The organism is Streptosporangium sp. DT93 (assembly GCF_049844535.1).
Taxonomy (GTDB): Bacteria; Actinomycetota; Actinomycetes; order Streptosporangiales; family Streptosporangiaceae; genus Streptosporangium.
Window position 1 is genome coordinate 326,452 of the sequence record NZ_JBNCLF010000004.1, and the last position, 22,707, is coordinate 349,158.

Below are 22,707 nucleotides of genomic sequence, written 5' to 3' on the forward strand. Positions count from 1 at the left end.
TGACGAACCGATCACAGGGAGGCAGCATGGGTCAGGAGGCTCCCCGTCGCCGTAGTCCCGGACAGTTGGGAGATCTGCCGTCGGATGTGCCTCCGGCGCGCGCGGCTCTGATCCAGGAGATGCGCAGGGGGCGGGAGAAGGCGAACCTCAGCCTGAACGCTCTCGCCGTGGAGATGTTCTCCTCCAAGGCGACCGTGAGCCGTTGGCTCAACGCTCGATCCCTGCCCGACGAGAAGCAGGCGATCCGCTGGGCCGAGCTGTGCGGCACCGAGGTGCCGGCCATGACGGACCTGTGGAGACAGGCGCATGCGCTGGAACCCTGCGCCGCGCCGCGGGATGCGCCTCCCCCGACAGCGCGGGAGAGGGATCGCAGGAGGACGGCGATCATCCTCGTGACGACCCTCGTGGCGTGCGTCGCCGGGATCTCGATCACGGTCTGGATGAAACGCTCCACCACGCCGCCGTGTGCGGTGGACTATCCGATGTCGTTTTACGTGCCGCCACAGAGCGGGGAGGTCATGGATGTCACGACCGAGGTGAAATGCGTGCTGGCATCGGACCGGAAATACCTCGTCGTCGAGGAGGTGCCCAACGTCGACCTGCGAAACCCTCACCCCGCGTATTACGTCAAGGCCCAGATCCTCAAAACCCGCGTCGGGGAATCCTCCGTGGCCCGCCTCATCCTGAAGGAACCTGTCGGAATGCGCGCCAAGTTCTACGTCATCAGCGTGGACGCCGCCGGCGAACGGCAGATGGCGCAGAACCACATCGTCGACAACGGCCTGCTGAACCTGCCCGACGGCGCCCGCCAGGAGTCGCCGGTGAGCTGGCATGTGAAGGCATGGCAGTGAGGGCTTCCCGCGCTCCCGGCCGGCGGGCAGGGACGCCTTGATGCGGGACGGCGTGTCCGCGCGGTCGGGGCGGTTCCGCGATGCGGGACGGAGTGGCGGGCCGGGAGGCGACATGCTCATCCTTGGGGATGAGCGATCCCCTGTACGAGCGTGACCAGGCGGCGGCCGCACTGGAAGAGGTGGCCCGAGCCGCCGGCCCCTACCTCGGCTCCCTCGACGACCGGCCCGTCCACGACCACAAGGCCGACCATCTCCTCGACCTGCTCGACCATCCGTTTCCCGAGCGCGGCGAGGGCACCATGGACACCGTCCGGCGGCTGCTGCACGTCGGCACCGGCGCGGCCACGCACTCCTCGGGGCCCCGGTTCTTCCACTTCATCGTCGGCGGCTCGACCCCGGCGGCCCAGGCGGGCGACTGGACGACCACGCTGCTCGACCAGGTCGGGGGGCTCTGGCTGACCTCGCCGTTCGCCACCCGGGCGGAGACCGTCGTGCTGGGGTGGCTGAAGGAGCTGTTCGGGCTGCCGTCCTCGTACGGCGCGGTGCTGACCCCCAGCGCCACGTTCGCCAACCTCACCGGCCTGGCCTGCGCCCGGCAGTGGTGGGGTGAGAGGCACGGCGCCGACGTGACGGCGGACGGACTGGCGGGGCTGCCGCGGATGCCCGTGCTGGCCGGGGGGTACCTCCACCCGAGCAGCCGCAAGGCGCTGCAGATCCTCGGCTGCGGACGCGACGCCGCGCGCATCCTGGCCGCGGACGAGGTCGGGCGGGTCGACCTGGCGGCCATGGACCGGGCGCTCGGCGAGATCGACGGCCCGGCGGTGATCGTCGCCAACGCGGGCGAGGTGAACGCCGGGGACTTCGATCCCATCGACGCCATGGCCGACCTGGCCGAGCGGCACGGAGCGTGGCTGCACGTGGACGGGGCCTTCGGGCTGTTCGCGGCGCTCTCGCCGCGCCTGTCGCACCTGGTCAGGGGGGTGGAGCGGGCCGACTCGGTGACCTCCGACGGGCACAAGTGGCTGAACGTGCCCTACGAGAGCGGGTTCGCCTTCGTCCGGGAGCCGGAGCTGATGGCCAGGTCGTTCGGCGCGTGGGGCGCCGCCTACCTGCCGGCCGGCGACGACCCGCACGTCAACTACAACATGCTGGGCCCGGAGTCCTCCCGGCGGGCGCGGGCGCTGCCCATCTGGGCGACCCTGCGGGCGTACGGCAGGCAGGGGCACCGGGAGATGGTCGAGCGCCATCACGACCTGGCCCTGCGGCTCGGCGCGGTCGTCGAGGAGGCCGACGACCTGGAACTGCTGGCTCCGGTACGGCTGGCCGTGGTCTGCTTCCGCTACCGTCCGCCGGGGGTGGGAGAGGAGGAGCTGGACGCGCTGAACGCGTGGATCGGCGCGGAGCTGCTCGCCGACGGCCGCGTCTACGCCGGGACCACGACCTACCGGGGGGTCACGGCGCTGCGCCCGGCCATCTTCAACTGGCGCACCACCGAGAGCGACGTGGACCTGCTGGTCTCGGTCATCCGGGAGATCATCGCTCGCCGCCCGATCTGAGCTTCCCGTCGTCCGCGACCGGGCGGCCCTGGCAGCGCGGGTCGGCCGGCGCCTTGGTCGAGGCCGGGGCGAGCCAGGAGATGACGCTCTGCTCGACGTACCAGCCGTTCAGGTTCACCCACGTCCTGGGCACCTCCCCGGGGTCGGGGCAGAGCACCTTCGAGCGCAGCCGGTCGTTGCGGACGAAGCTCACCGCGCCGTCGCGGCCCAGCACCGTGGACATCTGGTCGTCGGTGGCGACCAGATGTCCGACCAGCACCTCGGGGGCGCTCTCCCCGTCGATCTGCACGGCGACCAGCGGCAGGATCGGCGCCCGCATCACGACCACCCCGACCAGGAGCGGCGTGAGCACCGCCATCGCGATCGCGATGCCGTGGGTCAGCACCCTGGCGGGCGCCGAGGGAACCGGGCCGGTCAGCAGCACCGCCACCCCCGGGGGGAGCGTCAGCAGCAGCGCGGTCGCCACGTCCCGCTGCGTGAACGCGGCGACGATGGCGGGCCAGAGCAGCACGTACGACAGCACCCCGGCGACCGCGGGCAGCCCGTAGCAGAGCGCGGTGCGCACCCCGTCGTGGCCGGGGAGGCGGTCGCGCACGGTCAGGCCGGCCAGGGCGAGCGAGAGCATCATCAGGGTCGGCAGGAAGCGCAGCTGCCAGGTGCACACGCCCACCACGACGGTCAGGACCACCACCCAGCCGGGCAGCCGCCGCGCCGAGCGCACCAGCCACGAGGAGCGGCCCGTGCTGATCCAGTAGAGGGTGCCGAGCAGCCTGCCGCCGACGCAGGCGACGGGCAGCACCCACATCGTGGTCAGCAGGACCGCGCTCAGCAGGCCCAGCGGGCTGATGGTCTGCACGAGCAGCAGCAGCGTCTGGGTGTCCTGCCTGCTGGCGTACCAGAGCCGCATCACCAGCAGGACGATCGGGAAGACCGGCAGCAGCGTGAGGAACCACTCCTGGTTCCTCGGCGCGTCCCTGATCCGCGCCTCGGTCCTCACGATCCGCGTCTCGGTCTTCAACGGGAGGGGCAGTCCTGGACGGGAAGGGACCGCTCCCAGGGCCAGCGGCGCACCGGCGGCGGCAGCGCGCACGGCTGCTCGGCCTGGGCCACGTTCACCTGCGGGCTGGCCGACAGCAGCGGGTCGATGTGGTCGCGGTAGGCGTTCTCCCAGCGCCGGTCCTGCGGGTCGGCGTAGGAGCGGTAGAACGAGAGGTCGACCAGGGTGCGCAGGGCCGCGTTGGACCCGGCGTTGACCGCCCACATCTCGGTCTTCTCCAGCGCGATGTCGTGGTGGCGCAGCTTCCCGCCGGAACGGGCGACGAACCCGGCCAGCAGGGCCGCGTCGGTGGTCACCGCGTCGAAGTCCCCGTCCCGCAGGCCGCTCACGCAGTCGCTGATCAGGTTCTTGCCGGTGACGACGGCCCTGGTCGCCCTGGACAGCTCGCTCTCGGAGGTGGAGGTGCCGAGCGTGCAGACCTTCTTGCCCTCCAGCTGGCCCAGGGAGGTGATCGAACCCGGGTACTCCGACCTGGTCACCACCGACTGCTCGGTGAACAGGTACGGGGTGGAGAAGCCGACCGAGGGGTCGGCCTTGCGGGAGGGGGTCACGCTGAAGGTCGCGACCACCAGGTCGACCTTGACGAACCGGCCGTCGGCGTCCTGGGCCTGCATGCGGGCCCTGTCCTCGGTCTCGATCGCCAGGAACTCGACCTGGTCGGGCAGGTAGCCCAGATCGGCCGCGATCATGTAGGCGATGTCGATGTCGAAGCCCGTGAAGACGCGCCTGCCGGTCCGCTCCCGCAGGGCGATGCCCGGGGTGTCGACCTTCACGCCGATCCGGAGCCTGTCCCTCTCGAACAGGCCCGCCTTCTCCCGCAGCTCGGCCTCGGTGGGGGGGCCGTTCACCCACGCCACGGACGCGGCGACCACGGCGGCGGCGAGGACCACCGCGATCCAGGCGACCAGCCGGAAACGGCGGAAGCGACGGATCCTGGGGGGCTGCGGGGACTGCGGGGGCGGCCCGGCGTACCGCCCGTCCGGGTCACCGGGGTCACCCGGACCGCCGAGGGCGGCGTGATCACCGGCGTCACCGGGCTCGCCGGGAGCGGCGCCGGTGAGGCGCTCGCGGTCGTCGTCACCGGATCGGGTCACGCGATCGGGCCCGGCGCCCGCCGGCACGGTCGCCCGCTGCCCCGGCCGGCGGCCGAACCACCGCTCACGCCCTCCCCCGTCCGCAGGTCTCCCCACCGCTCACACCCCCGGACTCTCTCGTACGGATCAGGCTATGCCGCCGTCACACGCGGTGGGAGCCCCTTCACCAAGAAGAGATCAAATGCCGCTTCTCCGGGGTTCAGACGGCGAGAAGGCGGTGGATCCCCTCCTCGCGCAGTTCCGCGGCCGCTCCGGAACGGACGACGTGCCCGGCGTCGAGAATGACGAACCGGTCGGCCAGCCGGAGCGCCAGGTCCAGGTACTGCTCGACCAGCAGCACCGAGAGCCCCGAGGCGTGCAGCCGCTCGATCGCCTCCTCGATCTCGATGATGATCGACGGCTGGATGCCCTCGGTGGGCTCGTCCAGGATGAGCAGCTTGGGGCGGGTGACCAGGGCCCTGGCGATGGCGAGCTGCTGCTGCTGGCCGCCGGACAGGAACCCGGCGCGCCGCTTGAGCAGCGGCTTGAGCCGGGGAAAGGTCTCCAGCGCCTCCTCCAGCGCCTCCTTGGGCCCCCTGGCGGCCTCCAGCGTCACCTGGAGGTTGCCGAGCACGCTGAGCTGCGGGAAGGTCTCGTGCCCCTGGGGGACGTACGCCATGCCGAGGCGCACCCGTTCGTGCGGCGGCAGGCGTGTCACGTCGCGGCCCTCGAAGACGACGGTGCCCGCGGTGGCGGGCAGCACGCCCGTCACGGTGTTGAGCAGGGTGGTCTTGCCCACCCCGTTGCGGCCCATCACGCACAGGAGCTGTCCCGGCTCGACCTCCAGGGAGACCCCGAACAGCACCCGGGCCCTGCCGTACCCCGCGTCAAGTTCCCGTACCGACAGCATCGCTCCGCTTCCTTCCGAGGTAGACCTCCTGCACGCGCGGGTCGTCGCGGACCTCGTCCACCGACCCCTCGATCAGCACCTTGCCCTCGTGCAGGACGGTGACCTGCGAGGCGTACCTGCGCAGGAACTCCATGTCATGTTCGATCACGATCACGGTGTGGTCGTTCGCCACGGACGTCAGGAGCTCGCCGGTGCGCTCCCGCTCGTCCTTGGACATCCCGGCCACCGGCTCGTCCAGCAGGAGCAGCCTGGGACGCTGGGTGAGCAGCATGCCGATCTCCAGCCACTGCCGCTGGCCGTGGGAGAGCACCCCGGCCGGGCGTGCGGCCAGGTCCTTCAGCCCGGTGGTCTCCAGCGCCTCGGCGACGGCGTCGGAGATCCCGCGCCCGCGCCTGGCCAGCGACCAGAGCGGGCGGCGGAAGGACGCGGCCAGGTCGAGGTTCTCCGCCACGGTGAGCTCCTCGAAGACCACCGAGGTCTGGAAGGTCCGCCCGACGCCGAGCCGGACGATCCGGTGCTCGCGCAGGCCGGCCAGGTCGCGGCCGTCGAAGAGGACCTGGCCGGTGGTGGGACGGGTCAGGCCGGTGATCACGTCGATGAGCGTGGTCTTCCCGGCGCCGTTGGGGCCGATGAGGAAGCGCAGCTCCCCCTCCCGTACGGTCAGGTCGACGCCGTCGACGGCGCGGAAGCCGTCGAAGACGACGCTCAGCCCGCGTACCTCCAGCATCGCTCTCATCGGACCTCCTCCATGATCCTGCCGCCGGGGGCGTCCGCGGGTACGGGCGCCGGGGCGGGCGGGCGCGTGGAGCGCCGGGCCAGGGCCTCGCGGGCCGAGGAGGCCAGGCCCCAGACGCCCTTCGGTGCCAGCGTCATGACCAGGATGAACAGCGCGCCCTGCAGGTAGAGCCAGCCGTCGGCGAACTGCTCGCTGAAGGTCGTCTTGGCGTATCCCATGACGATCGCGCCGAGGATGGCCCCGGCGAGGGCGTACCTGCCGCCCACCGCGACGGCGACGACGAGTTCCAGGGAGGGCACCACGCCCAGCAGCGCGGGCGAGATGATCCCGACGACCGGCACGAACAGCGCCCCGGCGAGCCCGGCCATGCCCGCCGACAGCGCGAAGACGACGGTCTTGACCAGGGCCGGGTCGTAGCCGAGGAACCTGACGCGGTCCTCGCCGTCCCTGATCGCGACGAGCAGCCGTCCGAAGCGGCTGTTCACGAGGTGCCGGGCGCCCAGGTAGAGCAGGCCGGTGACGACGGCGACCACGAGGTACAGCCCGCGCTGGGTGGAGTCGGCCGCCAGGTCCTGGCCGAACAGGTCGTAGAAGTTGGTCAGGCCGTTGGTGCCGCCGGTGAGGCCCTGCTGTCCGATGAGCAGGATGACGAACGCGGCGGCGAGCGCCTGGGTGAGGATCGCGAAGTAGGCGCCGCGCACTCGCTGGCGGAAGACCAGCAGGCCCAGGAGGGTCGCGATCAGCATCGGCCCGAGCACGACCATGACCAGCGCGAACACCGGGCTGGCGAACGGCCTCCACAGGGCGGGGAGCTGCTCGACGCCGCTCCAGACCATGAAGTCGGGCAGGTCGCCCCGGGCGTCCACCAGCTTCAGGTGCATGGCCATGGCGTAGCCGCCGAGGCCGAAGAACACGCCCTGGCCCAGGACGAGCATGCCGCCCTGCCCCCAGGCCAGGCCGATGCCCAGGGCGACGATCGCGAAGCAGAGGTACTTGGCCAGCAGGCCGAGGCGGAAGGGCTCCAGCAGGAGCGGCGCGACGACCAGGGCCGCGACGGCCACCGCCGCGAAGACCCCCGGCCCCCTGAGGCGTGCGAGATTCACGTGAGTGCCCTCGATCGGAGTACGAACAGGCCCTGCGGCCTGAACTGGAGGAAGGCGATGATGGCGGCGAACACGATGACCTTCGCCAGGCTGGCGTCGGTCCAGAACTCGGCGTAGGAGTTGAGCAGCCCGAGCCCGGCGGCGGCGATCACGGCACCGCGGAGCTGGCCGAGCCCTCCGGCGACGACCACCAGGAAGGCGTCGACGATGTAGTAGGTGCCCAGGGCGGGCCCGACCGGGCCGATGAGGGTGAGGGCCACCCCGGCGACCCCGGCCAGGCCGGAGCCGATGAAGAACGTGCGCTGGTCCACGTGCGCGGTGTTGATGCCGCTGACCGCGGCGAGCTGCCGGTTCTGCATCACGGCCTGCATCCGGCGGCCCTGGCCGGTGCGGTTCATGTACGCCCAGACGCCGACCACGGTGGCGATCGCCAGGCCGAAGATGAACAGCCGGTTGTACGGTAGGGACGCGATGCCGCCCTGCAGCCAGGCAGGCGCCTGGACCTGCACGTTGGGCGCCCCGAACAGGTCGCGGGCGAGTTGCTGGAGCACCAGGCTGACGCCCCAGGTGAGCAGCAGGGTGTCGAGCGGGCGCCCGTAGAAGTGCCGGATCGCGAGCCGCTCCAGGACGAGCCCCATCAGCCCGGCGACCAGGAAGGCCACGGGCAGTGCGACGATCACGGCCATCCGGCCGGTGAGGTCCTGGAGCAGGTAGGCGGTGTACGCCCCGGCCATGATGAACTCGCCGTGGGCCATGTTGATCACGCCCATCTGGCCGAACGTGAACGTCAGGCCGACGGCGATGAGCAGCAGCACGGCTCCGATGGACAGGCCGATCGGGAGCTGGTTGAGAAACGCCTCCACCGGGAGGTCCCCTTCCTGCGGGTGTCTGGCTCCGGGCCGTGCCGCGTCCGTCCCCTACCGGCGCGGTGGGTGCGGCACGGCGGTGCGGTGCGGGACGGACGCGTCACGGTGCTGTCCGTGATCCGGTCACGGCCCGGAGCCGGTCTGTGGGGTCAGCCGTCGGCCAGGCCGCTCGCCCAGGGGTAGCCCTTGAGGTAGGGGTCGGGCTTGATCGGCTCGCCGGAGTTCCAGACCTCCTTGATGAGGCCGTCGGGCTGGATCACGCCGATCCGGGCCGTCTTGTACATGTGCTGGTTCTCGCCGTCGATGGTGACCAGGCCCTCGGGACGGTCCAGGGCGATGCCCCCGGCGGCCTTCCTGACGGCCTCGACCTCGACGGTCCCGGCCTTCTTCGCGGCCTCGGCCCACAGGTACACGGCGTTGTAGCCGGCCTCCATCGGGTCGGAGGTGACCTTGTCGGCGCCGTACTTGGCCTTGAACGCGGCGACGAACTTCTCGTTCGCCGGGGTCTCGGTGGTCTGGTAGTAGTTCCAGGCGACCGGGTGGCCGGCGATGTTGTCGACGCCGATGCCCTTGACCTCCTCCTCGGCGACGCTCACCGAGAGCACGGGCATGTCCTTCGCGGTGACGCCGGCGCTGGCGAGCTGCTTGAAGAAGGCGACGTTGCTGTCGCCGTTGAGGGTGTTGAAGACCGCGTCGGGCTTGGCCTGGACGACCTTGTTGGTCAGCGTGCTGTACTCGGTGTGGCCCAGCGGGGTGTACTCCTCGCCGAGGACCTCCATCCCGTTCGCGGCCGCGTACGCCTTGATGATCTTGTTCGCGGTGCGCGGGAAGACGTAGTCGCTGCCGACCAGGAAGATCTTCTTCTTGCCCTGTTCCTTGAGGTAGTCCAGGCCCGGGATGATCTGCTGGTTGGTGGTCGCGCCGGTGTAGAAGATGTACGGCGAGCTCTCCAGGCCCTCGTACTGCACCGGGTACCACAGCAGGGCCTTGCTCCGCTCGAAGACCGGGAGCATCGCCTTGCGGCTGGCCGAGGTCCACCCGCCGAAGGTGGTGGCGACCTTGTCCTGGCGGATGAGCTTGGTGGCCTTCTCCGCGAAGGTGGGCCAGTCGGACGCGCCGTCCTCCACCACCGGGACCAGCTTCTTGCCGAGCACTCCCCCGGCGGCGTTGATCTCCTCGACGGCGAGCAGCTCGGCGTCCCTGACCGTCACCTCGCTGATGGCCATGGTGCCGCTCAGCGAGTGCAGGATGCCGACCTTGATGCCCTCCGCCTCCGCGCCGCCTCCGGCCGAGGCGACGCTCGTGCCGGCGGGGGCTTCACCGCCGCAGGCGGTCAGGGCTGTGGCCAGCGCGGCGGCGATCGCCGCGGAACGCCATGCTGTGTTCCTCATTGACTATTCCTCCTTGCCGGTACGGCCCCCGCACCGATCTATCTGCCGCCAAGGTGACCGAGTGAGGTTTCCCGGTGAGTTCACGGTTGTTAATTGCGGATGGCCGGGATTTCACCGTCGTGACAGGAGATGGCGGCGCGCGATTCACCACCTCCGCGCCGTCGGTGACGCCATTTCGTGATATCTACGTCGAAAGATGCCGGGGGCCTTCCGCGAAGAGGTTCCGGAGGCCGGTTCCGCCCGGTCCGGGCGGCTCGCGGCACCTGGAAACCGGCACGACATCGACGTGCAACACCATGGAAACCACCGGTTCCTATGGTCCGGGAATGCGGCTCACACCACACGAGCAGGAACGCCTGCTCATCCACGTCGCCGCCGGGGTCGCCCGGGACCGCAGGGCACGTGGTCTCCGGCTCAACCACCCCGAGGCGACGGCGATCATCGCGTCCTTCCTGATGGAGGGGGCCAGGGACGGCCGCAGCGTCGCCGAGCTGATGGAGGCGGGCCGCACGGTGCTCTCCCGCGACGACGTCATGGAGGGGGTGCCCGAGATGCTGACGTCGGTGCAGATCGAGGCCACCTTCCCCGACGGCACCAAGCTCGTCACCGTCCACCAGCCGATCCCATGACCCCGGGCCACCGCTGTGAACCCCGGCCGATCCCATGGCCCCCGGCCGTCCCCGGGCGTCCCGGCCGATCCCGTGACCCCCGATCGTCCCCGGGCGTCCCGGCCGATCCCGTGACCCTCGGCCGCCCCTGCGCACCCCGGCCGACCCCGTGAACCCCGAGGAGCCGTGAGTCCCGATGAGACCCGGTGAGATCCTGTACGGCGACGCGCCCGTCCCGCTCAACCCGGGCCGCGAGCGGATCGTCGTCCGCGTCGTCAACGTCGCCGACCGGCCGATCCAGGTCGGCTCGCACTACCACTTCGCCGCCTGCAACCCCGGCCTGGAGTTCGACCGCCAGGCCGCCTGGGGCACCCGGCTGGACGTGCCGGCCGGGACCGCGGTGCGCTTCGAGCCCGGCGTGGAGCGCGACGTGACCCTGGTGCCGATCGGCGGGTCGCGGATCGTCCCCGGCCTCCGCCCCGAGTGGGCCGGACCTCTCGACGGGAGCCCCCGTGTTCGTTGAACGATCCCGCTACGCCGCGCTCTACGGCCCCACCGCCGGCGACCGGATCAGGCTGGCCGACACCGACCTGCTCGTCGAGGTCACCGAGGACCTGTCGATGGGCCCCGCCGGGGCGGGCGACGAGGCCGTGTTCGGTGGCGGCAAGGTGATCAGGGAGTCGATGGGCCAGGCCAGGACCACCCGGGCGGAGGGCTCACCCGACCTGGTGATCACCGGCGCGGTGATCCTGGACCACTGGGGCGTGGTCAAGGCCGACATCGGGATCAGGGACGGGCGCATCGTCGCCCTCGGCAAGGCCGGGAACCCCGACACCATGGACGGCGTCCACCCCGACCTCGTCATCGGCCCCTCGACGGAGATCCTCGCGGGCAACGGCAAGATCGTGACCGCCGGGGCGATCGACTCCCACGTCCACCTGATCTGCCCGCAGATCCTCGACGAGGCCCTCGCCGCCGGGGTCACGACCATCGTGGGCGGCGGCACCGGGCCCGCCGAGGGCACCAAGGCCACCACCGTCACCGGCACCTGGTACCTGGCCCGGATGCTGGAGTCGCTCGACTCCTACCCGGTCAACGTCGCGCTGCTGGGCAAGGGCAACACCGTCAGCGAGGAGGGGCTGCTCGAACAGCTCCGCGCCGGGGCCTCGGGCTTCAAGCTGCACGAGGACTGGGGCACCACCCCGGCCGCCATCGACGCCTGCCTGTCGGTCGCCGACGCCACCGGCACCCAGGTCACGATCCACACCGACACCCTCAACGAGGCCGGGTTCGTGGAGTCGACGCTGGCCGCCATCGGCGGCCGGACGATCCACGCGTACCACACCGAGGGTGCCGGGGGCGGCCACGCGCCGGACATCATCCGGGTCGCCTCCTACGGCAACATCCTGCCGTCCTCGACCAACCCGACCCGCCCGCACACCGTCAACACGCTCGACGAGCACCTCGACATGCTGATGGTCTGCCACCACCTCAACCCGACCATCCCCGAGGACCTGGCCTTCGCCGAGTCCCGGATCAGGCCCTCCACGATGGCCGCCGAGGACGTCCTGCACGACATGGGCGCGATCTCGATGATCGGCTCGGACTCGCAGGCGATGGGCCGGGTGGGCGAGACGATCATCCGGACCTGGCAGACCGCGCACGTGATGAAGCGCCGCAGGGGCTCGCTGCCCGGGGACGGCCCCGCCGACAACCTCCGCGCCCGCCGCTACGTCGCCAAGTACACGATCTGCCCGGCCGTGGCCCACGGCCTGGACGGCGAGGTCGGCTCGGTGGAGCCCGGCAAGCTGGCCGACCTGGTGCTGTGGGACCCGGCGTTCTTCGGCGTCAAGCCGGACCTGGTGGTCAAGGGCGGCGTCATCGCCTACGCCCAGATGGGCGACGCCAACGCCTCCATCCCGACCCCGCAGCCGGTGATGCCGCGCCCGATGTTCGGCGCGTCCCCGGTCACCGCCGCCGCCACGTCGGTCCACTTCGTCGCCCCGATGGCGATCGAGGACGGCCTCGCCGACCGCCTGGCCGTGCGCAGGCGCCTGCTGCCGGTGGGCGACGTGCGCGGCCGGGGAAAGGAGAGCATGCCGCTCAACGACGCCATGCCCAGGATCGACGTGGACCCCGACACGTTCGCGGTCAGCGTCGACGGCGTCCTGATCGAACCCGCCCCCGCGGAGACCCTGCCGATGACCCAGCGCTACTTCCTGTTCTGACCGCCCCTCGACCGTCCCGCCTTCGGCCGTTTCACCGCTTCGGCCGTCCAGCGCCTTCGTTCACCCCGCCGTCCCCGATCGTCACCGCTCCGTCCGGCCGCGAAGGAGGCCCCGGCACATGAACGCCGCCCTGCTGCTCCTGGCCGACTCCCGGCTGCCCGCCGGGGGCCACGGCCACTCGGGAGGGGTGGAGGAGGCGGTCAGGATGGGCGCGATCCAGGACCTCGTCGGCCTCGCCGCCTTCCTGCGGGGCCGCCTGGCCACCGCGGGGCTGGTGACGGCCGCCCTGGCCGCCGCGGCCTGCGAGTACGCCACCCACCTCGTCACCCTTCCTCCTGAGACCGCCGGCCTCACCCCCCTCCCTCCCGAAGCCGCCCGCCACACCGCCGGCCGTTCCGGCACCGATCACCTCGGTGCCGCCCCCCTCACCACCGGCTCCACGGGTGCCGCTCCCCGCGTGCCCGAGGACGGTGCGGGGTGGGTGCGGCTGGACGCCGAGGCCGACGCCAGGATCTCCTCTCCCGCGCAGCGGGAGGCGAGCCGCACGCAGGGCAGGCTGCTGCTGCGGACCTCGCGGAGGATCTGGCCGTCACCGCTGCTCGACGCGCAGGCCGGAGCCGTACCCCAGGGCGTCCATCATCCCCTCGCGCTCGGCGCGGTGGCGGCGGTGGCGGGGTGCTCCCCGGCCGAGGCCGCCCTCGCGGCGGCGTACACCTCGGTCACCGCGCCCGCGACCGCCGCGGTCCGGCTGCTCGGTCTCGACCCCGTCGCCGTCCACCGGCTGCTCGCCGACCTCGCCCCGGCCCTGGAACGGGTCGCGGCCACCGTCGTGACCGTTCCCGCCGTCCCGGGCGACCCCGGGAACCCGACCGGCTCCAGAGACCTCGGAGGCCCGGCCGTTTCCCCCGACTCGGCCGGCCCCGGAGGCTCGACCGGCTCTGGTAGCTCGACCGGTCCCGGAAGTTTGACCGGCCCCGGGACTTCCGGAGGCCTCACGGGCTGGGAGGCGTTGCCCGCGCACGCCGCCCCCGCCCTCGACCTGCTCGCCGAACGCCACATCCGCGCGGATCTACGCCTTTTCGTCTCCTGACGACCACCTGGAAGGACGGTGACCCCCGTGGGCGCCAACCACGACGACCACCACCACGCGGCCGACCCGCACGGCCGGGCCCTGCGCCTGGGGATCGGAGGCCCCGTCGGCAGCGGCAAGACCGCGCTGACCGCGGCGCTGTGCCGGACCCTGGGCCCGACCATGCGCCTGGGCGTGGTGACCAACGACATCTACACCACCGAGGACGCCGACTTCCTGCGCAGGGCGGGCGTGCTGGACCCGGAGAGGATCACCGCCGTGCAGACGGGGTGCTGCCCGCACACCGCGATCCGCGACGACATCGCGGCCAACCTGGACGCGGTGGAGACCCTGGAGGAGCGGTTCGGCCCCCTGGACCTGGTGATCGTGGAGAGCGGTGGCGACAACCTCACGGCCACCTTCAGCCGGGGCCTGGCCGACCGGCAGATCTTCGTGCTGGACGTGTCCGGCGGCGACAAGGTGCCCCGCAAGGGCGGCCCCGGCGTGACCACGGCCGACCTGCTGGTGGTCAACAAGACCGACCTGGCCTCGATGGTCGGCGCCGACCTCACGGTCATGTCACGCGACGCGGCGGCCGTACGGGAGGGCAGGCCCGTGCTGTTCACGTCGATCAGGGAGGACCCGAACGCGTACGCGGTCTCCGAGTGGGTCAGCGGCCTCGTCGAGTCCTGGGCCCACACCCACTCCCACGCCTGATCCCGTGCCCGATCCCACACCGGCCACCGGCCCCGTCCCCCCTCCCACCCGCACCCCGGTCCTCACCCGCCCGAGGACCGGGCAGTCCGAGCAGCTCGCCCGCTCCGGGCGGTCCCCGGGGCAGGCGTACCCCGGAGGGCTAGGACGCCCGGAGGTGCCCGACGGGGCACAGCCCGGGCGATCAGAACGCCCCGGAAGCCACGGAAGCCCTGAAGCCCACGGAGCCCACGGAGCCCACGGAGGTCACGGAGGTCACGGAGGTCACGGAGGCCATGGGCGGCGGTCGATGCGGGCGCGCGCGGCGATCGCCACCGAGCGGGCCGCCGACGGCCGGACCGTCCTGGCGACCATGCGGTCCAGCCCCCCGCTCACGGTGCGCGCGACCGCGCCGGGCCGGGTACACCTGGTCTCCACCGCCGCGGGCCCGCTGGGCGGGGACGACCTGGCCCTCGACATCGAGGTCGCGCCGGGCACCGCGCTGGAGGTGCGGTCGGTGGCGAGCACGCTGGTCCTTCCCGGCACCACGGGGGCCGAGTCCCTGATGACGGTCACCGCACGGGTCGGCGCCGGCGCCTCGCTGGTGTTCGCGCCCGAGCCGACGGTGCTCGCGGCGGGCTGCCTGCACCGCTTGGTCGTCCGGCTGGAGCTGGCCGAGGACGCGCGGGTGCGCTGGCGCGAGGAGATCGTCTTCGGCCGGTACGGCGAGCGGCCCGGCCGTTGCCACTCGCGCTTCGACGCCGTCCTCGGCGGGACTCCGCTGCTCCGGCAGGAGTTCGTGGTGGGCGACCCGGAGATCGACGGCAGTTCCGCAGTCTACGGTGACGCCCGCTGCGTGGGCAGCACCCTGATCACCGGCAGGGCACCGGAGACCGTGGTCGGGGACGGCTGGGCCGTGCTCCCGCTGGCCGGTCCCGCCACCCTGGTCTCCGCCCTCGGCCGGGACGCGGTCGAGCTGCGGCGACGGCTGGAGAACGGCGAGGAGACGGCCACCGGCCGCCGCTGAACACGAAGGACACCGACCGTCCACCGCGAACCCCTGCGGCCACCGACCGTCCACCGCCGAACACGGAGGACACCGACCGGCAACCGATCGGCAACCGATCGGCAACCGACAGGCCACCGATCGACCCGGCGAGCACCCGCCGTCCGTCACCGAGCCCGACGAGCCGCGGCGCCGGGAGCGCCGGTGGCCCCTCAGTCGTAGAAGCCCAGGCGACGGAGCTGCTTGGGGTCGCGCTGCCAGTCCTTGGCGACGCTGATCCGCAGGTCGAGGTAGACGCGGGTGCCGAGGAGCGCCTCGATCTGGGCGCGGGCACGGCTGCCGACGTCCTTGAGCCGCGACCCCTTGTGCCCGATCACGATGGCCTTCTGGGACGGCCGCTCGACGAACATGTGCGCGTAGATGTCCAGCAGGTCGTCGCGTCCCTCCCGGGGCAGCATCTCGTCGACGACGACCGCGATCGAGTGCGGCAGCTCGTCACGGACGCCCTCCAGCGCCGCCTCGCGGATCAGCTCACCCACGAGGATCTGCTCGGGCTCGTCGGTGAGCTGCCCTCCCTCGTACAGGGGCGGGCTCTGCGGGAGGCGCTGGACCAGCACGTCGGCCAGCACGTCGAGCTGCTCGCCGGACTGCGCCGAGACCGGGACGATGTCGTCGAACTCGGCGAGCCCGGAGACCGCGAGCAACTGCTCGGCGATCTGCTCGCGGGACGCGAGGTCGCACTTGGTGACCACGGCGACCACCGGGGTCTTCTTGATGCCCGCGAGCTTCTCCGCGATGAACCGGTCGCCCTTGCCGATGGGCTCGTTCGCGGGCACGCAGAAGCCGATCGCGTCGACCTCGGTGAGGGTGGAGAGCACCAGGCTGTCCAGCCGCTCGCCCAGGAGCGTGCGGGGCCGGTGCAGGCCCGGCGTGTCGACGATGATGAGCTGGGAGTCGGGGCGGTGCACGATGCCCCGGATGGCCCGGCGGGTCGTCTGGGGCTTGGAGGAGGTGATCGCCACCTTCGTGCCGACCAACGCGTTCATCAGCGTGGACTTGCCGACATTGGGCCGGCCGACGAAGCAGGCGAAACCGGCATGGAAATCAACAGCTGAGGAACTCACACCGTCCATTGTCCCCGATGCCGGACTCAGCTCTGACGCGGCGTTCCGTCGAGGCCGGCCACCAGCAGGGTCCGGCCGCCGAGTTCGCGGACCACCCGGCTGTCGGCGTCGGAGGGGCCCTCACCGGCGGTGACCAGGGCCGCGGCCTCCAGGGACTCCGCTCCGCTGGACACGGCCATCGCCACCGCGACCTGGAGCGCCGACAGCGTCAGCGACGGCAGCGCCACATTGGTCGCCGAGTAGGTTCTGCCGGTCTCGTCCCGTACGGCCGCGCCCTCGGCGGCACCGTTGCGGGCGCGGGCCGAACGGGCCAGCACGATGATCTTCTTGTCCTCGGGATCGAGGGTCGCGTCACTCACGCCACAAGGGTATTCAGCCCCCGGCACCGGGGCGACACGGGACCGCCGATCCGGGCCCGGCGGCACGGTGCCCGGGAGGATCAGGCGGCGACCTCGTCGACCAGCAGGCCCGCCAGTTGCCGGGTGCGGGTGGCGTCGACGTCCCGGACCCCGGCGTGCACCAGGGAGACCAGGGTGCGGCCGCTGAGGGCGAAGACCAGGTGGATCTCGTACGGGTAGCCGTTCAGCCTGCCGCTCAGCCTCCTGGCCTGGATCTCGCCGTCGATCCCCTCCAGGTCCAGGCCGGAGACGCGCAGCGCGGTGCTCCTGCCCGCCGTCCGGGCGCGGGCCACCGGGCAGTCGCCCAGCGCCTCGACGAGCGCCCCGAAGTGGCCGGCGGCCTCGTCGCCCCGGTAGGAGACCAGCGCGAACCCGGCCAGCTCCCCGAGCCCGTCCCCCTGGTAGACCACGGCCGCCCGCGCCGCCGGCTCGTTCGCGGGGGGTCGGCCACCGGCGGCGTCGAGGACGAGCCGGCAGTCCTCGTCGACCGGCCGGAACGGGGCCTGCCAGCCGTCACGCGGACGGACCGAGAACCCCTCCGGCAGGTCCCGGACCTCGGCGAGCACCCCCCGCAGCCGTCTCAGCTCCGCCGCGCCGTCGGTGACGCCCTCCGGTTCCGATCCGGCGCACCCAACCACCATTCCAGACAAAAGACCAAATATAACTACAAAAGCTACAAGAATCGTCTTCCGCGCCATGACCGTTCCCCCGAATGTCATGTACGGGGCGTATCCGTCCCCGCCGACTCGCTTTCTTCCCCGTCGGCAAAAGCGGCAATCCTCTAGAAACGCCTAAGGGTGTCCTCAACCGTATTTCACGGTCGAGAACACCCTCAAGCGAGCAGCGCAGGACAGCCTCGGAGCCCTGCGCGGCCCTTCTCCCCCGGGGCCGTCTCCCGCGCCGCGAACCCCTCCGGGCGCCGGGACGTTCCCCACCGGCTCCCGCGCGACCGGGTGCCGTGTGAGAAGCATCGCGCGCCGCACTTGCAGAACGGTTGTCATCGGCTTGAGAACCTCGACGCGCACCCCCGGCACACGCCCTCGCCGCCCTCCCGGCCACGAACCGGGGAACCCGGACGCGTCACGGGCGCGGACGCGTCACGGGCGCGGACGCGTCACGGGCACGTCACCGGCCCGGACACGTCACGGGTGCGGAGGTGTCACGGGCACGGGCACGTCACTGGTCGACGGGAGCGGGGACCGCGCCGTCCTCCGCGTCCGCGGGCACGAACCGGCTGACCAGGACGGTGCCGATCCTGTTGCGCCGACCGGCCAGGCTCTCGGCCGTCAGGTTGAGCCCCCCGACCACGGCGTGGGAGCCCGCGATCGGCACCCTGCCCAGCGCGTGCGCCAGCAGGCCGCCCACGGTCTCGACGTCGTCGATCTCCAGCTCGATGCCGAACAGGTCCTCCAGGTCGCCGACCGGGAGCCTGGCGGTCACCCGCATCGCCCCGTCCTCCAGCGACTCGACCCGGGGAGCCTCCTGGTCGTACTCGTCGGCGATCTCCCCGACGATCTCCTCCAGGATGTCCTCGATCGTGACCAGCCCGGCCGTGCCGCCGTACTCGTCGATGACGATGGCCTGGTGGATCTGCCGGGCCTGCATCTCACGAAGGAGCTGGTCGATCGGCTTGCTCTCCGGCACGTAGGTGGCCGGGCGCATCAGCGACTCCACCGGTTCGGCGCGGCCCTCGTCGCCGGTGTCCTGCACCCGGCGCGCGATGTCCTTGAGGTAGGCGATGCCGATGACGTCGTCCTCGTTCTCACCGACCACCGGGATGCGGGAGAAACCGCTGCGCAGGGCCAGCGACAGCGCCTGGTTCAGCGTCTTGCCGCGCTCGATGAACACCATGTCCGTACGGGGCACCATGACCTCGCGGACCAGCGTGTCCCCCAGCTCGAAGACCGAGTGGATCATCTCCCGCTCGTCGGGCTCGATGACCCTGCGCTCCTCGGCCAGGTCGACCAGGTCGCGCAGCTCGGCCTCGGAGGTGAACGGCCCCTCACGGAAGCCCTTGCCGGGCGTCACGGCGTTGCCGAGCAGGATCAGCAGCTTGGGCAGGGGACCGAAGATCCGGGTCAGGCCGTACACCAGGGGCGCGCTGGCGAGCGCGATCGGCTCGGCGTGCTGGCGGCCCAGCGTGCGCGGCGAGACCCCGACGATCACGTAACTGACGACGATCATGACGGCCGCGGCCGCCGTGTAGGCCCAGCCCTGGTCGCCGAGCCAGTCGATGAAGAGCAGCGTGGCGATCACCGTGGCGACCAGTTCGCAGCTCAGACGGAGCAGCAGCAGCAGGTTCAGGTAACGCGGCGGGTCGGCGACGATGGCCTGCAGGCGCACCGCGCCACGCCGCCCCTCGCGGACGAACTCCTCCGCGCGGACCCTGGAGATGCGGGTCAGGGCCGTCTCCGCGCTGGCGATCAGCCCGCCGACCACGACGAGCACGACGGCCGAGAACAACCACCCGTTGGCGAGGTTCACCGCTGGGGGCGCACCTCCTGCCATGACTCGAGGATCTCTCCCTGGAGGGAGAACATCTCCTTGTGCTCCTCGGGCTCGGCGTGGTCGTAGCCGAGCAGGTGCAGGATGCCGTGCGTGCACAGCAGCTCCAGCTCGGCCTCGGTGCCGTGACCGGCCTCGGCCCCCTGCTTGGCGGCCACCTGCGGGCAGAGCACCACGTCGCCCAGCAGCGCCGGGTCGGTGGGCGCGTCGCCCTCCTGCCGGGCGCCCGCGCCCGGGCCCGGACGCAGCTCGTCCATGGGGAAGGCGAGCACGTCCGTGGGACCGGGCTCGCCCATCCACTGCTCGTGCAGCACGGACATGGCCTCCTCGTCGACCACCAGGATCGACAGCTCGGCCAGCGGGTTGATGCCCATCCGCTCCAGCACGTACCCGGCCAGCGAGACGACGAGCCCCTCGTCGATCTCGACGCCGGACTCGTTGTTGACCTCGACGCTCATCGGCCGTCCCCCGCGCCGGACGGGCCCGCGCTCATGTCCGTTCCCTGGGACGCTGCTTGCCGGCCACGCCCTTGATCTGCTGCGGCGCGCTCTGGCGCTGCGCCTCGTCGTAGCGCCCGTAGGCGTCCACGATGTCGCCCACCAGCTTGTGCCGCACCACGTCCGCGCTGGTCAGGCGGGAGAAGTGGATGTCGGGGATGTCGTCGAGGATGTCCTGGACGACCCTCAGGCCGCTCTGCGTGCCCCCCGGCAGGTCGACCTGGGTGACGTCGCCGGTGACGACGATCTTCGAGTTGAAGCCCAGCCGGGTCAGGAACATCTTCATCTGCTCGGGCGAGGTGTTCTGCGCCTCGTCCAGGATGATGTAGGCGTCGTTGAGCGTACGGCCGCGCATGTAGGCCAGCGGCGCGACCTCGATCGTGCCCGCGGCCATCAGCCTGGGGATCGAGTCGGGGTCGAGCATGTCGTGCAGCGCGTCGTACAGCGGCCGCAGGTAGGGGTCGATCTTCTCGTACAGCGTGCCGGGCAGGAAGCCGAGCCGCTCGCCCGCCTCCACCGCCGGGCGGGTGAGGATGATCCGGGTGACCTTCTTCTCCTGGAGGGCCCTGACGGCCTTCGCCATGGCGAGGTAGGTCTTGCCGGTGCCCGCCGGGCCGATCCCGAAGACGATGGTGTACCGGTCGATCGCGTCGACGTAGCGCTTCTGGTTCACCGTCTTCGGGCGGATCGTGCGGCCCCGCGAGGAGATGATGTCCAGCGAGAGCACTTCGGCGGGGCGGTCGGAGGTCATCCGCAGCATGGCGATGCTGCGCTCGACCGCGTCCGCCGTCAGCTGCGCGCCTCCCTGGACGAGCTCGGACATCTCCTCGAAGAGCCGCACCACGGTGCTGCTCTCCTCGGGACTCCCGGTGATCGTGATCTCGTTGCCCCGGACGTGGATGTCGGCGCGGAAGGCGCCCTCGATGACGCGCAACAGCTCGTCGCGCGAGCCCAGCAGGCTGACCATCGACTGACCGTCCGGAATCACCACCTTCGCCTGGGTCCGGCTGGAGCCCCTGGACTTGGACGGCGTTCTGCTGGAATCGTTTGTCTCGGACATGAGCGGGCCTTACGGCCTGTTCGCCTCCAGATATAGGCGCGGAACTTCACCGCCATGCTATCCGCCCCCGCGACGATCGCGCCTATCGGTTTTCAGCCGGGCGGCCAGCTCAGCCCGCGCCCGCCGATCACGTGTCCGTGCACGTGGAAGACGGTCTGGCCGGCCTCGGGACCGGTGTTGAACACCAGCCGGTAGCCGGTCTCGGCCACCCCCTCCAGCAGGGCGACCTCGTGCGCGGCGGCGAGGACCGCCTCGGCCAGCCCGCCGCCGGCGGCGGCCAGGGCCGCGACGGTGGGGTGGTGGTCCCTGGGGATCACCAGCACGTGGGTCGGCGCCTGGGGATTGACGTCACGGAAGGCCAGGGTGCGGTCGGTCTCGTGGACGACCTCCGCGGGAATCTCCCCGGACACGATCCGGCAGAAAAGGCAGTCGGCTTCGCTCACCATGCAGGCACCTTACCGCCGAGGACGTTGTGAATCGGTGATGGTTCCGGTCCGCAAACAAAGATCCACCCGGATATGGTGGATGTGCAAAACTTCAACCACAACAGCCCTTTGCGCGCAGCACCATATGGCCGCCTGGCGAGGACACGACTGGGTCATGCCCCCAAATGAACCGGAAGAGCGTAAACCCTCTGGGAAGGCCAAGCGTCCCACTGATGTGACCACCGAGACCCTCGTGGCCGACAGGTCGCTCGGGGCGGTGCCCGTCGGATGGGATGCCGACATGGCCGTTACCGCGCTCTACAGCGCGCACTACCGGTCCCTTGTCCGGCTCGCCGTCCTGCTCGTCCGCGACATGGCAACCGCGGAGGAGGTCGTGCAGGACGCGTTCGTCGCCATCCATGGCGCCTGGCGTCGACTGCGCGACACCGACAAGGCACTGGCCTACCTGCGACAGTCGGTCGTGAACCGATCACGTTCGGTGCTTCGGCACCGGGCGGTCGTCGAGAAGTACGCGCCCAAGGGCATGCCCGACGCGCCGAGCGCGGAGAACGGCGCGATCGGCGAGTTCGAGCGTTCCGCCGTCATCGAGGCGCTGCGCGGGCTGCCCGCACGCCAGCGGGAGGCCCTGGTCCTGCGTTACTACGGAGATCTGTCCGAGGCTCAGATCGCCCACGCGATGGGCATCAGCAAGGGCGCGGTCAAGAGCCACACGGCTCGCGGCATGGCCGCCCTACGAACCTCACTGGAGCAACTGTCATGACCGACTCCCCGGATGAGTACGGCGAGCTCCTTCGCCGTGCGCTCAGCGCGGAGGCGAACTCGGTCGTTCCCTCCCCGGACGGGCTGGAGATCATTCGCGCCCGCATCGAACGACGCGGGCTGCGCGGGTTGCGCGGGCTGATGTGGTGGCGCGCCGGGATCTCCGTCGCGGGCGCCGTCCTCGTCGCGTCCACCGTCGTCATGGTGGTGCCCGAGATCCGCGAGCGGGTGATCCCGTCGGTGGACGCCGGCAAGGAGATCAACTTCACCGAGTCGACCCCGCCCGACGGATCGGCCACGTCCCGACCCCCGGCTCCCCCGTCGCCGGGTCCCTCGAACCCGGCCCCGCTCCCGATCGTCACCCGCTCCGGGGCGGACACGCCCGCGCCGGAGCCCACGTCCGCCAGGAGCGCCACGGCGAGCCCCAGGCCGTCCGCGAGGCCCACCGCCGCGACGGCGAAGCCCAGGCCGACCCCGACGCCCCCCTGCCCCACCACCCTGGAGGGCGAGCCGGTCGAGACCGAGGAGAACCCCGAGTGGTGCGAGGAGGCCGAGGCGACGTCCACGCCGTCGAGACCGGCGACGCCCTCGCCGAGCCCCTGCTCGCCCGAGGACTGCGCGACGACGAACGAGGTGTCGCCCCCGCCGCCGACCGAGGCGACCACCCTCGCGCCGGCACCGACCGGCACCTGAGCCGTCACCCGGCCGCCCCGGGGGTTCCGGGGCCTCCGGCCCTCGGGGGCGGCAGCAGGCCCTCCCGGGATCACCGTC

The 22,707-nt window shown here is 71.6% G+C and carries 24 protein-coding genes; 10 read left to right on the forward strand and 14 right to left on the reverse strand.

Annotation, left to right across the window (positions count from 1 at the left end):
• Nucleotides 1-26: 26 nt before the first annotated feature.
• Nucleotides 27-851, forward strand: a complete 825-nt coding sequence (locus tag ACLQ2R_RS11855) for a helix-turn-helix domain-containing protein (protein WP_425959469.1) — start codon at nt 27-29, stop codon at nt 849-851.
• A 128-nt stretch (nt 852-979) separates the two neighbouring features.
• Entirely contained in the window at nt 980-2,407 is a 1,428-nt protein-coding gene (locus ACLQ2R_RS11860; RefSeq protein WP_425959470.1) for a pyridoxal phosphate-dependent decarboxylase family protein, read from the forward strand.
• Here the strand turns inward: ACLQ2R_RS11860 and ACLQ2R_RS11865 are convergent.
• From ACLQ2R_RS11865 to urtA, 7 genes are all read right to left on the reverse strand, one after another.
• Nucleotides 2,385-3,425 carry a hypothetical protein gene (locus ACLQ2R_RS11865; RefSeq protein ID WP_425959471.1) on the reverse strand — a complete coding sequence of 347 codons (1,041 nt, stop codon included), beginning with the start codon at nt 3,423-3,425 and terminating at the stop codon, nt 2,385-2,387. The two genes, ACLQ2R_RS11860 and ACLQ2R_RS11865, sit on opposite strands and share 23 nt — an antisense overlap.
• On the reverse strand, nt 3,422-4,558 hold the full coding sequence (locus ACLQ2R_RS11870; RefSeq protein WP_425959473.1) for a transporter substrate-binding domain-containing protein: 1,137 nt from the start codon (nt 4,556-4,558) through the stop codon (nt 3,422-3,424). Before ACLQ2R_RS11870 ends, ACLQ2R_RS11865 begins: the two co-directional genes overlap by 4 nt.
• Nucleotides 4,559-4,757: 199 nt before the next feature.
• A complete protein-coding gene (urtE, locus tag ACLQ2R_RS11875; RefSeq protein WP_425959474.1) occupies nt 4,758-5,447 on the reverse strand; it encodes an urea ABC transporter ATP-binding subunit UrtE in 690 nt (229 codons plus the stop codon).
• Nucleotides 5,425-6,183: an urea ABC transporter ATP-binding protein UrtD gene (gene urtD, locus ACLQ2R_RS11880; protein ID WP_425959475.1), complete on the reverse strand. Its 759-nt coding sequence runs from the start codon at nt 6,181-6,183 to the stop codon at nt 5,425-5,427. Before urtD ends, urtE begins: the two co-directional genes overlap by 23 nt.
• The gene (gene urtC / locus ACLQ2R_RS11885; protein WP_425959477.1) at nt 6,180-7,286 is read right to left on the reverse strand and encodes an urea ABC transporter permease subunit UrtC; all 1,107 of its coding nucleotides are present in this window, start codon (nt 7,284-7,286) and stop codon (nt 6,180-6,182) included. Before urtC ends, urtD begins: the two co-directional genes overlap by 4 nt.
• Nucleotides 7,283-8,149: an urea ABC transporter permease subunit UrtB gene (urtB, locus tag ACLQ2R_RS11890; protein ID WP_425959478.1), complete on the reverse strand. Its 867-nt coding sequence runs from the start codon at nt 8,147-8,149 to the stop codon at nt 7,283-7,285. The genes urtC and urtB overlap by 4 nt, the downstream gene beginning before the upstream one ends.
• A gap of 152 nt (nt 8,150-8,301) precedes the next feature.
• Nucleotides 8,302-9,543, reverse strand: a complete 1,242-nt coding sequence (gene urtA, locus ACLQ2R_RS11895) for an urea ABC transporter substrate-binding protein (RefSeq protein WP_425959479.1) — start codon at nt 9,541-9,543, stop codon at nt 8,302-8,304.
• A gap of 326 nt (nt 9,544-9,869) precedes the next feature.
• Between urtA and ACLQ2R_RS11900 the strand changes: the two genes are divergently transcribed.
• The 6 genes from ACLQ2R_RS11900 (at nt 9,870) to ACLQ2R_RS11925 (ending at nt 15,168) form a co-directional block, all read left to right on the forward strand.
• Nucleotides 9,870-10,172 carry an urease subunit gamma gene (locus tag ACLQ2R_RS11900; protein ID WP_425959480.1) on the forward strand — a complete coding sequence of 101 codons (303 nt, stop codon included), beginning with the start codon at nt 9,870-9,872 and terminating at the stop codon, nt 10,170-10,172.
• Between the two features lie 175 nt (nt 10,173-10,347).
• Nucleotides 10,348-10,674, forward strand: coding sequence for an urease subunit beta (locus tag ACLQ2R_RS11905; RefSeq protein ID WP_425959481.1), 327 nt, complete (start codon nt 10,348-10,350; stop codon nt 10,672-10,674).
• Complete coding sequence (locus tag ACLQ2R_RS11910; RefSeq protein ID WP_425959482.1) at nt 10,664-12,379, forward strand: urease subunit alpha; 1,716 nt, start codon at nt 10,664-10,666, stop codon at nt 12,377-12,379. The genes ACLQ2R_RS11905 and ACLQ2R_RS11910 overlap by 11 nt, the downstream gene beginning before the upstream one ends.
• Nucleotides 12,380-12,497: 118 nt before the next feature.
• Nucleotides 12,498-13,469, forward strand: coding sequence for an urease accessory protein UreF (locus ACLQ2R_RS11915; RefSeq protein ID WP_425959483.1), 972 nt, complete (start codon nt 12,498-12,500; stop codon nt 13,467-13,469).
• Between the two features lie 27 nt (nt 13,470-13,496).
• The gene (ureG, locus tag ACLQ2R_RS11920) at nt 13,497-14,165 is read left to right on the forward strand and encodes an urease accessory protein UreG (RefSeq protein WP_425959677.1); all 669 of its coding nucleotides are present in this window, start codon (nt 13,497-13,499) and stop codon (nt 14,163-14,165) included.
• 286 nt (nt 14,166-14,451) lie between these two features.
• Entirely contained in the window at nt 14,452-15,168 is a 717-nt protein-coding gene (locus ACLQ2R_RS11925; protein WP_425959484.1) for an urease accessory protein UreD, read from the forward strand.
• A gap of 191 nt (nt 15,169-15,359) precedes the next feature.
• Here ACLQ2R_RS11925 and era read toward each other — a convergent pair whose 3' ends face one another.
• The 7 genes from era to ACLQ2R_RS11960 form a co-directional block, all read right to left on the reverse strand.
• Nucleotides 15,360-16,280, reverse strand: coding sequence for a GTPase Era (era, locus tag ACLQ2R_RS11930; protein ID WP_425959485.1), 921 nt, complete (start codon nt 16,278-16,280; stop codon nt 15,360-15,362).
• A 17-nt stretch (nt 16,281-16,297) separates the two neighbouring features.
• The gene (locus ACLQ2R_RS11935) at nt 16,298-16,630 is read right to left on the reverse strand and encodes a cytidine deaminase (protein ID WP_386231707.1); all 333 of its coding nucleotides are present in this window, start codon (nt 16,628-16,630) and stop codon (nt 16,298-16,300) included.
• Between the two features lie 80 nt (nt 16,631-16,710).
• On the reverse strand, nt 16,711-17,319 hold the full coding sequence (locus ACLQ2R_RS11940) for a hypothetical protein (protein WP_425959486.1): 609 nt from the start codon (nt 17,317-17,319) through the stop codon (nt 16,711-16,713).
• A 526-nt stretch (nt 17,320-17,845) separates the two neighbouring features.
• Complete coding sequence (locus ACLQ2R_RS11945; protein WP_425959487.1) at nt 17,846-19,177, reverse strand: hemolysin family protein; 1,332 nt, start codon at nt 19,175-19,177, stop codon at nt 17,846-17,848.
• Nucleotides 19,150-19,632: an rRNA maturation RNase YbeY gene (gene ybeY / locus ACLQ2R_RS11950; protein WP_425959489.1), complete on the reverse strand. Its 483-nt coding sequence runs from the start codon at nt 19,630-19,632 to the stop codon at nt 19,150-19,152. Before ybeY ends, ACLQ2R_RS11945 begins: the two co-directional genes overlap by 28 nt.
• Before the next feature lie 31 nt (nt 19,633-19,663).
• On the reverse strand, nt 19,664-20,731 hold the full coding sequence (locus ACLQ2R_RS11955; RefSeq protein ID WP_425959491.1) for a PhoH family protein: 1,068 nt from the start codon (nt 20,729-20,731) through the stop codon (nt 19,664-19,666).
• 92 nt (nt 20,732-20,823) lie between these two features.
• Nucleotides 20,824-21,174: a histidine triad nucleotide-binding protein gene (locus tag ACLQ2R_RS11960; RefSeq protein ID WP_425959678.1), complete on the reverse strand. Its 351-nt coding sequence runs from the start codon at nt 21,172-21,174 to the stop codon at nt 20,824-20,826.
• 283 nt (nt 21,175-21,457) lie between these two features.
• Here ACLQ2R_RS11960 and ACLQ2R_RS11965 point away from each other — a divergent pair, with 283 nt between their 5' ends.
• Together ACLQ2R_RS11965 and ACLQ2R_RS11970 are read left to right on the forward strand one after the other, a co-directional pair.
• Nucleotides 21,458-21,937: a SigE family RNA polymerase sigma factor gene (locus ACLQ2R_RS11965; protein WP_043655278.1), complete on the forward strand. Its 480-nt coding sequence runs from the start codon at nt 21,458-21,460 to the stop codon at nt 21,935-21,937.
• Nucleotides 21,934-22,629 (forward strand): hypothetical protein, encoded by a 696-nt coding sequence (locus ACLQ2R_RS11970; RefSeq protein WP_425959493.1) that lies wholly within the window; start codon nt 21,934-21,936, stop codon nt 22,627-22,629. The genes ACLQ2R_RS11965 and ACLQ2R_RS11970 overlap by 4 nt, the downstream gene beginning before the upstream one ends.
• Nucleotides 22,630-22,707 lie beyond the last annotated feature (78 nt).

Excerpts from the sequence above, each read along its gene's own strand:
- ACLQ2R_RS11970 (WP_425959493.1), top strand. The coding sequence starts at position 21,934 with ATGACCGACTCCCCGGATGAGTACGGCGAGCTCCTTCGCCGTGCGCTC.
- ACLQ2R_RS11900 (WP_425959480.1), top strand. The coding sequence starts at position 9,870 with ATGCGGCTCACACCACACGAGCAGGAACGCCTGCTCATCCACGTCGCC.
- ACLQ2R_RS11915 (WP_425959483.1), top strand. The coding sequence starts at position 12,498 with ATGAACGCCGCCCTGCTGCTCCTGGCCGACTCCCGGCTGCCCGCCGGG.
- ACLQ2R_RS11855 (WP_425959469.1), top strand. The coding sequence starts at position 27 with ATGGGTCAGGAGGCTCCCCGTCGCCGTAGTCCCGGACAGTTGGGAGAT.
- ACLQ2R_RS11925 (WP_425959484.1), top strand. The coding sequence starts at position 14,452 with ATGCGGGCGCGCGCGGCGATCGCCACCGAGCGGGCCGCCGACGGCCGG.
- urtD (WP_425959475.1), bottom strand. The coding sequence starts at position 6,183 with ATGAGAGCGATGCTGGAGGTACGCGGGCTGAGCGTCGTCTTCGACGGC.
- urtE (WP_425959474.1), bottom strand. The coding sequence starts at position 5,447 with ATGCTGTCGGTACGGGAACTTGACGCGGGGTACGGCAGGGCCCGGGTG.
- urtA (WP_425959479.1), bottom strand. The coding sequence starts at position 9,543 with ATGAGGAACACAGCATGGCGTTCCGCGGCGATCGCCGCCGCGCTGGCC.
- ACLQ2R_RS11965 (WP_043655278.1), top strand. The coding sequence starts at position 21,458 with ATGGCCGTTACCGCGCTCTACAGCGCGCACTACCGGTCCCTTGTCCGG.
- ACLQ2R_RS11955 (WP_425959491.1), bottom strand. The coding sequence starts at position 20,731 with ATGTCCGAGACAAACGATTCCAGCAGAACGCCGTCCAAGTCCAGGGGC.
- ACLQ2R_RS11860 (WP_425959470.1), top strand. The coding sequence starts at position 980 with ATGAGCGATCCCCTGTACGAGCGTGACCAGGCGGCGGCCGCACTGGAA.
- ACLQ2R_RS11945 (WP_425959487.1), bottom strand. The coding sequence starts at position 19,177 with ATGGCAGGAGGTGCGCCCCCAGCGGTGAACCTCGCCAACGGGTGGTTG.
- ACLQ2R_RS11905 (WP_425959481.1), top strand. The coding sequence starts at position 10,348 with ATGAGACCCGGTGAGATCCTGTACGGCGACGCGCCCGTCCCGCTCAAC.
- ybeY (WP_425959489.1), bottom strand. The coding sequence starts at position 19,632 with ATGAGCGTCGAGGTCAACAACGAGTCCGGCGTCGAGATCGACGAGGGG.
- era (WP_425959485.1), bottom strand. The coding sequence starts at position 16,280 with ATGGACGGTGTGAGTTCCTCAGCTGTTGATTTCCATGCCGGTTTCGCC.